Here is a 12,122-nt window from a genome sequence, read left to right as displayed (position 1 = left end):
CATTGTGGGTGAAAGCCAATCCATCAGCTACTGGGAGTTTTTCAGCGCCCGCGGAGGGGCGGAGGCGCATTCAGACCTCCGTCGAATGATGACTGAACCCAATCTCACGACGGTCCTCGAGGAAGCCGAGCACGTTGCCAAGCAACACGACCAGGTCGCCCGAACGACAGACAACCAAGCCCACGAGTACCTCCGATACGCCGTTCTTCGGGTGCTTGAAGGCGAAGCGGACCACCTCCCAGCAAACTGGACGCCGATCAACGGCGTGACCGTCGGCTACGGGAGCGACGACGCGATGTACGACAGCTGGGGCTCCAGCGAAGACTGGTGGGAGACCGTCCCGCCGCAGGAGGCGTGTACCCGCTTCCGGGTGTTCTTCCCGGACGACCACCAGACGGTTCCCCGTGACATCGTCGACGTGATGGCCGCGCTGGGTGCCTGGCGCGTCTGGACCGGGAGCGCAGCGGCGTGCGGCTCCTACGACCATCGCGAGCGCCGCGAGGTTCACCTTTGACAGCGAGAGAGTCCTGCCGTTCACGGCGGGCGTGAATCACGTAAGCTCCGATGAGAATAACTGCATCAATGTTGGTCTTGAGTCTCCAACGAGATGATTGGGTTCTACTTTCACCGTGGTTGGCTGACGTTCAAGTTCCAAACGAACATATCTGGAAATGGCTGATGAAGCGCACCAACACGTTCGCCGTGCGTTCCCTCTCCGATACGGGAGAGCAACTGCTACGGGACCTGTTGGACGCTTCCGCCGCTCTCTGGAATGAGGTCAATTATCAGCGCCTCATGCGCTACAACGACGAAGACGGCTTTGAGGACGAGGACGTGTGGAACGCCGACACCGGCAGTCTCGAAGGCAAGTACAAAGGTGTGCTCGGCGCATCCACTGCCCAACAGGTAATACGCAAAAACAGCGAAGCGTGGCGCGGGTTCTTCGATACAAAGAAGGCGTATCACGACGAGTCGAACACATCCGTTACGGAACACCCGGAACCGCCGGGCTTCCGTGGTAACAAAGACGATGGGCGTGTCCTCAAAGGCGTCATTCGCAACGACGCATACACTGTTGAGTGGGGCGAGCGATCCCGGCTTGAGATACTTGTTGGGAGCGAGTTGAAAGACCGATACGATCACACCGGGCGTCTCCGACTCGAAATCGCTGGCGACCCGAATTGGCCCGACTACGAGAAACAAGGACGATTGGACCTGTGGTATGACGAGACTGACAGCATCTTCCGAGCTTCCCAACCCGTGACTGTTACAGATGCACGGGAGACTCCACTGGCCGACGAGAAGGCCGCTCTGGATATTGGTGCGAACAATCTCGTCGCCTGTACCACCACGACCGGCGACCAATACCTGTACGAAGGTCGGGACCTGTTCAACCGCTTCCGTGAGACAACGCGAGAAATCGCCCGGTTACAGTCCAAGCTACAGGACGGCCAATACAGTAGCGAGCGTATCCGACGGCTGTATCGGAAGCGAACCCGCCGCCGCGACCACGCACAGGAAGCGTTGTGTCGTGACCTAATCGAACGGCTGTATGAGGACGGCGTAGACACGGTGTATATCGGTGGACTGACCGACGTGCTGGACACACATTGGTCGGTCGAAACCAACGCCAAGACCCACAACTTCTGGGCGTTCAAGCAGTTTACTGAGCGGCTAACATGTACTGCTGAGGAATACGGTATCTCGGTCGAAGTCCGGTCGGAAGCGTGGACCAGCCAAGAGTGCCCGCAGTGCGGTTCAACAGACCGAACGAAACGACATCAGGACACACTAACGTGTCCGTGTGGATTCGAGGGGCACGCCGACCTCACAGCGTCAGAGACGTTCTTGAAGCGGCACACAGAGCAGGCAGTCAGGTCGATGGCACGGCCCGTGCGGTTCCAGTGGGACGACCACAACTGGTCGGGGACACCACACCCTCACGAAAGTCCCAAAGAACAGCGCACAAACCCGAGTACCGTCCACCGTGACGGGAATGTTGCCTCCGGCGAGTCCTAGACCGGCTGAGACTCCCACGGAGGAAACCCCGGCATTCACGCCCGGGAGGATGTCATCTGTGGCCGGAAGGCCATCCGGTGGAGGAAGTGCTCCACGAGCGGCTCAGGGGGCCTGCGGAAGCCGTCGCTCCCGACGGTGGCCGAACGGGCGACGTTCGCGACCGACTGGTCGTCGACGAGAACGCACAGTCGGAGGACGATCTCGAGCCCCGCACGAAGCGTGCTGTCGCCGAAGCGATGGACGTCTCACTCCTCTCGAAAGGTGGCCGCTACGAGGTGCAGTCCGCGTCCGGCAACAGGTACGAAGTCGACGTCGTCGACGAATCGTGTACCTGTCCCGACTGGCAGCAGCGTTCACCCGAAGGCGGCTGCAAGCACCTGCGTCGCGTCGATCACGAGATCAAACGGAGTCGCGTTCCGCGTCCGGATGGCCGACTCCCAGCTGAGCTAGCGAGGTAACCACCCGGAACCAGTGGTTACGACACGGGACAGTTGCAGATGGGCGTCCCACGTTATAGACTGAACCGCCCGCCGTCCTCGGGAACGTGTACATCCGCTGTCTCTGCCCGCAGTTCCTCGCGCGACAGCAAGCAATGGTTGATCGCCTCCATATGGACGACCACTATCTCGGCATCAGTGGCTTCGCGGACCGCGGTGACGTCCTCGACACCCATCGTTATGGGTTCGCCTTGATCGAACTGCGCTTCGCCGCCGTTGAGAACGACCAGATCGGGTTCGTACTGGTCGAGTGTCTCTTCGACCGGCTCGTACCAGATCGTGTCCCCGGCGACATACACTGTCTCGTCGGCCTCGAAGACGAAGCCCGAGACCGGGCCCATTCCCTCGGCGAGTTCGCCGTGCCCGTGCTGGCCCGGCGTCCGGTGGATAGTGATGCTTTCAAAGGAGGTTTCGTCGTCGACGGGCCGAACGTCAGTGAAGCCCTCGTCAGTGAAGGCGTCAGCCTCCTCGGGCTGACAGAACAGCGGAACGCCGGCATCGAATTCCTCTCTGGCCGCCTCGTCCCAGTGATCGGGGTGACGGTGCGTGACTACCACAGCGTCGTAGGTGAGATCAACGTCAGGCAGCGGAACAAGCGGGTTCCGGTCCTGATTCGCCGTGGTGAGGAACTCTGGAACTGCCGGGTTGTCTGTCACCGTCGGCATCTCGCCCTCCGGCGTGAACATCGGATCCACTAGGAACGTCGTGTCACCGACGTCCAGGAGGATAGTCGCGTTACGAATCAGCTGAACACTAGCACCAGTCGTTGCCATACCCGGGCCTACGAGAGACATCGGGGTGGGATTTACTTCGACATATTCCAACCGTCGAGGAGTTCGACGTGCTGTCTACTGGATGAACTCGATGTCCTCAGGATCGAGATCTACGTCGAGGTCGACGTCGAGCGAATCGGAGGCGAACTGTTGTGCCAGCCACGCCTCCGCTCGGTTGAGACGGTACTGGAACGTCGAACGTGACACACCGACATCTTCGGCGATTTCCGCTACCGATTGCTGCCGTGGCTCTTCGTAGTACCCACGTTTGATTGCAGCCTCGAGTGCTGCCTTCTGTTCGGGCGTAAGCGTTTGCTGGACGCGACCGTCTTCGAGCAAGCACGGCGGCGTGCCGAGTCGTTCAACAGTAAGCGACAGCCCCTCTCGGAGGTTCGCTCGGACGTCCTCGTGAATCCCTGATACTGTCCCGTCAATAAGCATCCGCCACCGGTATTGGTCGCCACGCCGTTCCGTGCGCATTATCAATCCCTCGCCGATGTGCTTCGCCGCGACCAAGGGAATCGACCGTGCACCATCACCTTCCCGGCGAAGCCAGTGAATCTTCCGTGATTCCGCATTCGACGAGAGGATTGTGTATTCGTATTCAGTCACGGGTGCCCCACACATTCCGGTTGTGCCCGGAGAATCAGCGACGCGTTCCAGTGCGTCCTCGACCTCGTCGAGGACAGCAGCGGGGCCGACGATCTTCTCAATACCCCACACCGCCTCGTTGGTCGCACTGATCTCCATCGACCGGGCATACAGATCCGGATTGTCGATGAAGAGATCCATCACCCCGTCAGCCCCCTTCTCGTATTCGACTGTGAAGACGAACTCCCGCATGATACCGGCCGTTCGGGCTTGCTGGATAAAACCTGCTTGACGCAACCCGTGAATCAACTGGTGACGACAGCCGCCATCAGGTGCCGTTTTAAGTAACGATATTGGGAGTAACCTACTCCACGAGACGGACTGTGTCGCCATCTCGTTGGACCCGGTCGAACGTTGAGAGATACGCGAGCCGGTCGTGAACCTCGTCAGTATCCAACTCCAGTTCGGCGGCCAGTTCATCGACGGTCATCGGCTTGTCGAGTGCCTGGAGGACTTCGAGCCCCCGGTAGTACCTATTCGTGAGCTCTTGGACGCGACCCTCGATCGGCGTGGTCACTCCGTACCGCTCCTCGAGTTCGACCAGGGCCTCGTTCGCGAACGTGGCGAACTGATCGTCCCCCAGGCGTTCGATCTGGGCTTCGAGTTCATCCCGGACGACGTCGTAATCGAGGCCGGCCTGCACGAGCATATTCATGTCCTCGATGTCGTCGTCGCGGCCTGCGATCGCCTTGAACAGGAAGATATCCTCGTTGCTGACTAGCCGGACCGTCAGTCGATCCGTGTCGAGGAACGGCTCGCTGCGCTCTTGCATGCTGTCGGTGAGCACGAGCTTGTTCGCGACCTGCTGGTTGAAGATGTCGAGGCGACACCCATCGTCGTTCTCGACGCAGCTCGTTGCCCCCAGCGCCCGGTAATCTGGATCCAGCGACTGGACCTCCGCATACCCGAGGTCCATCAGGACGGCCCACAGTTGACCGTACGCGTCGCCATCCGGGACGACCAGGTCGATATCTTTCGTCGCCCCCTTGAGGTCGCGCAGCGACATCGCGCCGCCACCGATCAAGTAGACCGTAAGCGGGGCTGAGAGGCCATCTGCGATGCGCTGGAACTCGTTCTCGATGTACTCGCGTCCGAATCTTGGTCTCATTGTGGTAGTGGCACCTCGTAGTCAGCCGCCAGCTCCTGGAACTCGCCCCACTCCGGGAGCCGGTCGTCGTCGACCTCTCCGTGCGTTTCGAGATAGCGGAGCAAGGCGTCGATTTCGTCTTCGAGGTCATACTTCGCCGCTCGCTCTCGGAGGTCCTCCTCGTCGACGTCAACGTGGCTGAGCAGGAGGAGACAGTACGAGCGGTGGCGGCTGCCGTCGTCGATTAGCAGCGTGTGACAACACAGCTCCGCGGGCGAGACTGCGTCGAGCTCCTCGGAGTAGAGATAGTAGCGGTGGCCGGTGAGCAGGAACTGAAGGTCGAAGGCCGCAAACCGTGCGAGGCCGGTTTCGTGGAACCCCTCTGCGTTGATCTCCTTCTCGGCCTGCGCGAGGAATTCGTCGTAGTCCTCCCAGAGAATCGTGCCCTTCGGGGCGACGGCTTCGAGGCGTTGGCGATGCAGATGGTGTGCGAGTTCACGGGCGAACTCGTGGAGGCGGTCGAAGTCGGCGTTGAACTTGTAGTGGCCGTCGGCCGTCCCGACGAGCCCACGGTCGCGAAACCGCTTGAGGACCCGGTTGACCGTGTTGCGGTAGTTGTCGCTCCGGTCGGCGATCTCGGAGACGGTTCGCGGCTGGTCGAGGTAGTACAGCACCTCGAGTGCCTTCCCGGTCAGCAGTTCGGGGAAGTCGATGTGGGAGTGCTGGCGGACGAGGTCCTGGTAGAGCTCGACGGCACGAGCGTCTGACGGGATGACTCGTTTTCGGCGGCCGTCGCGTTCCGTGTAGACGAGTCCCTTCTCGACGAGGTCGGCGACGGCACGAGAGAGGTAACTCTCGCTGTGGTCGAGCTTCGTCGCGAGTTCGGAGATCGTGTCGCCACGGTCGACCGTGGCGAGGACCTCGAGTTCGATACGCCGGAGCACGATGTAACATAGTACGAAACTTGTATATAAAGAAGTTTCGAGTAGTGTTACAGTCAGCAGGCACGAGAGTCGTCTCCATCATCTTAACCAACAAAACTATGGATTCGTGGGCCGTGTTGGTTAACACGGAGAGAGTCGATGTCCTACGAACCACCGTCCCCACCGGCAAACCTCCCGACGGAGATCGTCGACGCCCTCAACGAAGCCACACCGGAGCATCTTCGGGACGCTGCCAGCTACTCCGAGGCGTTGGCCGAACACAAGGAGCGTGAAGCTCGTCTCGAAGAAGAAGCGGATGACGCCGACGTTGAGGAGCGCCCCGATGACCTCCCGGACGACGTGCCGGCGAAGGCGACGATCACGATCAAGGAAATCAACGACAACCGCTACTACTACTGGCAGTGGCGGGAAGGAGATTCGGTGACGTCGAAGTACAAAGGGCCGGTGAATCCCGACGAGTAGACAAGATGGAACGTAGCCTGATGTTCGTTTCAACGTGATTCGTAGCGTAGCAGATGACACCCCCCCAGAGTGTGAATGGGATCGATTTGCCCAACACCCCTCAGTGTGAATGGGTCCGGTCAACCCGGACGAGTAAAACTCGAAGAGGGGGTCACCCACCCCACGTTTCCGTCGTAACTGGATGTCGGTGGAGGGGGTGAAGCTAATTTCGAAGGGACCACACCCCCCGCGTTTCCGTCGTTTCTCCACCGTCTCCGCATCATCGATGGTATCGACGACAAAGAAATCGTAGGACACACCCCCCGTTTTCGAGTTGTAAATGGGAGAGGGAAAGGGGAAAGTACAGTACATCGACCGGCACGTCAAATCTCTTGGCTCACCCACCCCCCGTTTTCGAGTAGTAACGAGACATCCCGACGAATGACACTCCCCATTTTCGAGTTGTAACACATCACGCGGGATACGAACACCCCCCGTTTTCGAGTAGTAAGTGCGGGGAGAATACGGGCGAGATCAGTTCTTACTCCGGAACTGCTTCAGCCGTTCGCGGACAACCGCTCTGATAGTCGCCTCTTCGTGAGCTAGATCTTCGAACCGGGAATCCTCACGGATCGTCTCCATGATCGTTTCCGGATCTTCGGAGAGGGAGAAATACATATGCACTCCTCTGCCTCGCCCCTTGCCCCGACGCTCGAAGTCCAGTACACCGTACGTACTCTGCTCTGTGACGTGATTTACGAACGTCTCGCGACTGTACTGGTCCGCATCCATCGTATCGGCAATGAATTGATACGTCTTGAACGCAGGTCCAGCAGGGATCCACTCAGGATGTTCTCTTGCGTAGTGGGCAGTGGCCGCCACAGCGTAGATGGAGAGTTTCTTTTGAGTCGAAATGCCGCTGATATGGCGGAGCTTGCGGTTTTCGGTGTATTTTTCCTGAGCATCACGGACATCAGTCTCAATAACCGTGTCAGCCCCACGCCGCTCGGCTAATTCGCCAGCCCATCTGAGGAGATCAATCGCTTTCCGCGCATCCCCGTGCGTTTGGGAACCGAACGCAGCAACAAGCGGAACAACGTCATCTGCAAGTGAGTCTGGCTTGAAGGCGTCCCGCCGGTTGCGGAGAATACTACGGAGCTGGTTCGCATCGTAATCGTCGAAGAAGATGTCGTCAGGGTTGTAAGAGCTCTGTGCGCGGCTGTTGAGGTCCTTCATAAAGTCGGCGTAGTTCGTGATCGTCGTGAGCGAGATGGGACCATCAAAGTCGGCGAGTTTGCGAGCCCGTGAAAGCTGGTAGATGAGAGAATTGTACTCTGCTTCCTGATACGGTCCCTCGAGCATATCGATCTCATCGAGAATGAAGAGGACACCGTCGTAATACTCTCGCATGAGTTCGTACAGTCGCTCCAGCTTCTGATCCGTTGAGACGCCGGTTTGGGGAACACCAGGATCAACGCCGAGGTCGTCGGCAGCAGCTTTGACTAACCGATAGACAGCCCGATCTGCAGTCTTCGGCCCCTCGCAGTTGATTGAAATGACCCCGAAGGTCTTGCCTTGGGATTCACACAGTTCGACGATCTGTTTGCAGACCGCATGAATGATGAGCGACTTCCCTGTTCCAGAAGGACCACTCAGAAGCATATCGGGGATCCCCTCATTCTGGAGGACTGGTTTTAGGTTGTCGACGACACGGCCTAGCTGGTCGTCGCGACCGACGATACGATCTTCGTCGATGATGGTATCTGACCGGACGAGGTCTTTGTTCGCGAAAACGCCACCGGACGACTCGGTTTGGAGCCGATCACGAATTGAGATGCCGCCACCGTCGCCATTAGTTGCTTCTTGAGACGAATCAGCGGAATCTGATCCGTTTTCGAAGGTCATTTGTGACGTGCCAGGAGACGCCACCTCCTCATCCGTCGATTCAGGTGTTTCAGGATCAGCAGCAGAAGATTGGTCGTGTCGCAAAGTCCTCTAGAGTTCAGTAGCAACTGGCTCCCGTGAGGAACGGGACGCCTCTGGTGTCCACCCAAGAGGTGTCCCATGCACGCCACAATCGACGTGCGGTTCACGATTAGCATCGACGAGGACAAAACGGTACCGCTCGCCACGCTTGCCGAATTCGTTACCGAGCAGAACGTCGAATCTGTACTGCTCGAATCGATGGTCGAGAGCCTCGACGCGAGCCGCGTCGAGGCGCTCTGTGGTGAGAAACACGCTCACGGCAATGGTGATCAGCGATTCCAACGCGCCGGTACTGACACCCGCACAGCCGTCACAACCGCCGGTGAGCACGAATTCGACCTTCACTACGTCGAAGACACCGCCGCTGACCACGACGAATCCAGCTACTTCCGGCCCGTCGAAGATGTTCTCAGCTTCGACGGGCAAAACCGCTATCAGCAGGACATCGCCGCCAAGAGCGTCGATCTCGCTACTTCGGTCAGCTATCGTGACGCTGCTGACCACGGCGACGGCATCCTCTCGAAGATGCCGTCGCCGACCACCATCAATCGTCGCGCCAAAGAGTACGGCAACAAGCTCAAGCAGTTCCTTCCAGACTGTGTCGCTGACACAGACGCTGACGCCGTTATTCCTGACGGCACGAAGTGTCACAGCCAAGACGACGACCGCGCGTACCACTCCGTCCAGGCCACGCTCGGCGAAGATACTGCCAAGGAATCACGCTCTCTGCTGGATCTCTCGATCAACGCTGACTGGGACGAGACAGCCGCCAAACTCGATGACATGGACGCAGTCACTGACGACGCGACGGTCGTCAGTGACGCTGATGAGGGTATCGTCACGGCATTTACCGACGAAAACCGTAATCATCAACTTGATCTCGTCCACGTCGGCCGAACGCTGGACTACAACCTCTGGGACGACGGCGTGTTCTCCTTGGATCGGCGGAACGAGATCGTCTCGGAGGTGATCGACGAGGTGTTCCATCTGAAGAATTCGGTCGCCAAGCACCGTCCAAACGAGGAGTTCGCGGCGATCCGCGAGCGGATCGCGCGAACGACCGAGCGTATCGAGAAGACAGCGTGGCAGTTGGATCAGTTCGGGTCAGAGAAAGCTGCGGGGTATCTACAGCGGTGGCTGCCGTCGATCGTGACGTTTGCCGAGCAGGCTGTCGAGGGGTTCGAGGTGCCGTGGACCTCGAACCCCGTCGAACGGCTGATGGGCGAAGTCAGCAAGCGGTGCAAGAACCAGTGGATGCGCTGGACAACGGAGGGGTTAGAGGCGATACTCCAGCTTCGGCTGGTGAAGTACGCCGATCCAGAGCACTACCAGTCGTTCCTCGACGAACTGCTCCAGCGATCGACCAAAACAGCAATGAGCTGTGACCTCTCAATTGAGAGCACCAGAGGCAAACTCTAGACCGCTTTGCGACGCGACCAAGATTCTTCGCGTTTTTCGCTACTGCCCCGTATTTCGTCTCAGTAATCTCAGCCAAGTGGGTAGAAGCAGCATCGGAAAGTTTCCCAAGTGCTTCTACAAGCGCCTTCATCCCGCGGTCCACGGTCAGTCCTCATCTCGGAGATCGCGGTCACTGAGATGCGCAACTATAGATGAGAAGTCGTCCTCAACAGGTTCAATTGAACCCTCACCTAGATAACCAATTTCATCGGTCGTCAAGGCCTCATCATCATTGCCGACAAGGTCTTGCGATTCTATATCCCGAATATGGTCGTCTTCTGTGACTTCAGCACCCAGAAGAGGCAAGAAAGATTTTAGCTTGTCCCGTGAAACGATGAATTCGGTTGGCATAGCGGTCTACTCCTTATCCTTAGTATTCTCGGCATAGATAAAAAATGTGCTGGTTGTATCAGGATACACTCGCGCTATGTATTTTGTACGGCTATTAGAACACCTTTCTGAAATGGTAGAAACTCTGATGATCAATACGCAACACGCACCGATCCCCGTCTCGACCGCGTCGTCGCAAGAACTACACCGCTCACAGCCGAATCGGACGAGCGATGCCCTCCAACGACGAACCCCAATCGCTCCGCGCGGACATCGTCCGGCGCTGGAAAGAGGAACTGTTCTCCGCCGACACCGTGGTCGCGGCGGTCGCCGTCGCGGTGGCGATCCCCGTCGGCCTCGCCGCCGCGGTCGTCGTCGGCGCCGCCGCGCTCTACCCGGTCTGGTTCGCGACCGCCGCCGGGCCGAGCCTCGGCTACTGGCGCGGCATCCGGATCGAGGTCCCGATGGGCACCGCCGCGAAGGTCGGGACCGCGATGGCGCTCGCGACCGCCGTCGTGACGGCCGGTGTGGTCGCGCTCACGCTGGCGCTCGACGGCGGCGAGGGCGCGGCGGTCGTCGCGGGCGCCCTCCTCGGCCTGTTGTTCAGCGGGCTCGCCAGCCGCTACGCCTTCCACCGGCTCGCGGGCGAGACGGCGTGATCGGCGGCCGGCGAACGCCGGCTCTCCGCCCGTCTCAGACCTCCAGTTCGACCCGGTAGTCGGTCAGGTTCTCGTAGCCGTCCTCGGTGACGACCACGAGGTCCTCGATGCGGACGCCGCCGACTTCTGGGTCGTACAGCCCCGGCTCGATCGTGATGACGTGGCCCGGCTGTAGCTCCTCCCCGCTGGGGGCCAGGCTCGGCCCCTCGTGGACGTCGAGGCCGACGCCGTGGCCGGTCGAGTGGATGAACCCCGTCTCGGTCCCCTCGTCGCTGCGGAGCGTCGGCTCGCCGGCGTCCTCGTACACGTCGCAGGCGGCCGCGTGTACGTCCGCACCAGTGGCTCCGGGTTCGACGGCGTCGAGGGCGGCGCGATAGGCGTCCTCGGTCAGGTCGTACCACTCACGGACCGCCTCCGTCGGCTCGCCCCTGCAGAAGGTCCGGGTCATGTCGGCGTGGTACTTCGTCGCCTTGTCCTGCGGGAAGATGTCGATAATGATCGGCTCGTCGGCCGCCAGCGGGCCGCTGCCGCGGTCGTGGGGGTCGGCGGCGTCGGTGCCACAGGCGACGATGGTCTCGTCGAGCGCACAGCCGTGTCGGAGCAGCGTCACCTCGATCTCCGTCTTGACGGCCTCGCTCGTCAGCGGTTCGCCCTCGTGATGGAGTGTGCCGTCGACCACGTCGGCGCCGGCGATCAGGTCCTCGGCGGCGTGCATCGCGGCTTCGTTCGCTTTCTGCGCCTCTCGAACGTTCTCGATCTCCTCGTCGGTCTTGACCGCGCGGATGCCGGTGACGGTGTCCTCGCGGTCGACGGTCACCGAGACGCCGAGATCGCGCAGGCCGTCGGCGGTGTGGAGCGGGAACCGCGGCGGCGCGGCCACGCTGTCGACGCCGTGGGCCTCGAGGAAGTCCGCGAGCGAGCGGTACGTGGCCTCGCGAGGGCCGTACTCCTCGCTGTAGGCGCCGTAGTCGTAGTCGATGGCGCGCTCGACGCTCGCGGCGCGGGCCTCGCGCTTGGCGCGGCCGAACTCCAGGCTGCGCCCGAAGAACAGCCGCACCTCGCCGTCGTAGAGGGTGACGAACGGGTCCGGCGCGTCGAACCCCGAGAGGTAGTACTGCGTCGAGTCCGTCGAGTCCGCGTGGATGAGGTAGCCGTCGACGCCCTGTTCGTCGAGGGACTCGTCGAGCGCGGACAGATCCGGGTCCATACCCCCAGAAAGCATCGCCCGGGGTAAATAGGGTACGCCGCCTGCAAACGATCCGACAGCAGCGCCGCGG

Annotated in this window: 11 protein-coding genes and 2 pseudogenes; 6 read left to right on the top strand and 7 right to left on the bottom strand. The window is 60.3% G+C overall.

Annotated elements, in window-relative coordinates:
- Positions 1-88: 88 nt before the first annotated feature.
- From HZS55_RS13555 to HZS55_RS13545, 3 genes and pseudogenes are all read left to right on the top strand, one after another.
- Positions 89-508: pseudogene (locus tag HZS55_RS13555) on the top strand (hypothetical protein); the annotation flags it as partial.
- Between the two features lie 170 nt (positions 509-678).
- Positions 679-2,019, top strand: a complete 1,341-nt coding sequence (locus tag HZS55_RS13550; protein WP_179908191.1) for an RNA-guided endonuclease InsQ/TnpB family protein — start codon at positions 679-681, stop codon at positions 2,017-2,019.
- 53 nt (positions 2,020-2,072) lie between these two features.
- Positions 2,073-2,477 (top strand): annotated as a pseudogene (locus HZS55_RS13545) (hypothetical protein); the annotation flags it as partial.
- Between the two features lie 53 nt (positions 2,478-2,530).
- On the opposite strand, the gene HZS55_RS13540 reads toward HZS55_RS13545, so the two are convergent.
- The 4 genes from HZS55_RS13540 to HZS55_RS13525 form a co-directional block, all read right to left on the bottom strand.
- Entirely contained in the window at positions 2,531-3,289 is a 759-nt protein-coding gene (locus HZS55_RS13540; RefSeq protein ID WP_179908190.1) for an MBL fold metallo-hydrolase, read from the bottom strand.
- 75 nt (positions 3,290-3,364) lie between these two features.
- Complete coding sequence (locus HZS55_RS13535; protein WP_179908189.1) at positions 3,365-4,132, bottom strand: helix-turn-helix domain-containing protein; 768 nt, start codon at positions 4,130-4,132, stop codon at positions 3,365-3,367.
- 112 nt (positions 4,133-4,244) lie between these two features.
- Complete coding sequence (locus tag HZS55_RS13530; protein ID WP_179908188.1) at positions 4,245-5,048, bottom strand: DUF6036 family nucleotidyltransferase; 804 nt, start codon at positions 5,046-5,048, stop codon at positions 4,245-4,247.
- Positions 5,045-5,971: a helix-turn-helix transcriptional regulator gene (locus HZS55_RS13525; RefSeq protein WP_115864274.1), complete on the bottom strand. Its 927-nt coding sequence runs from the start codon at positions 5,969-5,971 to the stop codon at positions 5,045-5,047. The genes HZS55_RS13530 and HZS55_RS13525 overlap by 4 nt, the downstream gene beginning before the upstream one ends.
- A 138-nt stretch (positions 5,972-6,109) precedes the next feature.
- On the opposite strand from HZS55_RS13525, the gene HZS55_RS13520 reads away from it, so the two are divergent.
- The gene (locus HZS55_RS13520) at positions 6,110-6,433 is read left to right on the top strand and encodes a hypothetical protein (RefSeq protein WP_179908187.1); all 324 of its coding nucleotides are present in this window, start codon (positions 6,110-6,112) and stop codon (positions 6,431-6,433) included.
- Between the two features lie 513 nt (positions 6,434-6,946).
- Here HZS55_RS13520 and HZS55_RS13515 read toward each other — a convergent pair.
- Positions 6,947-8,317: a Cdc6/Cdc18 family protein gene (locus HZS55_RS13515; protein ID WP_179908186.1), complete on the bottom strand. Its 1,371-nt coding sequence runs from the start codon at positions 8,315-8,317 to the stop codon at positions 6,947-6,949.
- A gap of 159 nt (positions 8,318-8,476) precedes the next feature.
- Between HZS55_RS13515 and HZS55_RS13510 the strand changes: the two genes are divergently transcribed.
- Positions 8,477-9,817, top strand: a complete 1,341-nt coding sequence (locus HZS55_RS13510) for an ISH6 family transposase (RefSeq protein WP_179908185.1) — start codon at positions 8,477-8,479, stop codon at positions 9,815-9,817.
- Positions 9,818-9,961: 144 nt separating this feature from the next.
- On the opposite strand, the gene HZS55_RS13505 is transcribed toward HZS55_RS13510, so the two are convergent.
- Positions 9,962-10,207: a hypothetical protein gene (locus HZS55_RS13505; RefSeq protein ID WP_179908184.1), complete on the bottom strand. Its 246-nt coding sequence runs from the start codon at positions 10,205-10,207 to the stop codon at positions 9,962-9,964.
- Positions 10,208-10,419: 212 nt separating this feature from the next.
- On the opposite strand from HZS55_RS13505, the gene HZS55_RS13500 reads away from it, so the two are divergent.
- Positions 10,420-10,845: a hypothetical protein gene (locus HZS55_RS13500; protein ID WP_179908183.1), complete on the top strand. Its 426-nt coding sequence runs from the start codon at positions 10,420-10,422 to the stop codon at positions 10,843-10,845.
- A 34-nt stretch (positions 10,846-10,879) separates the two neighbouring features.
- Here the strand turns inward: HZS55_RS13500 and HZS55_RS13495 are convergent, their stop codons facing one another.
- Positions 10,880-12,052, bottom strand: coding sequence for a M24 family metallopeptidase (locus tag HZS55_RS13495; RefSeq protein ID WP_179908182.1), 1,173 nt, complete (start codon positions 12,050-12,052; stop codon positions 10,880-10,882).
- Positions 12,053-12,122: the final 70 nt, after the last annotated feature.

The organism is Halosimplex rubrum, from assembly GCF_013415885.1.
GTDB lineage: Archaea > Halobacteriota > Halobacteria > Halobacteriales > Haloarculaceae > Halosimplex > Halosimplex rubrum.
Note: the sequence above shows the minus strand (reverse complement) of the source record. Positions and strands in the feature narration are given on the sequence as shown.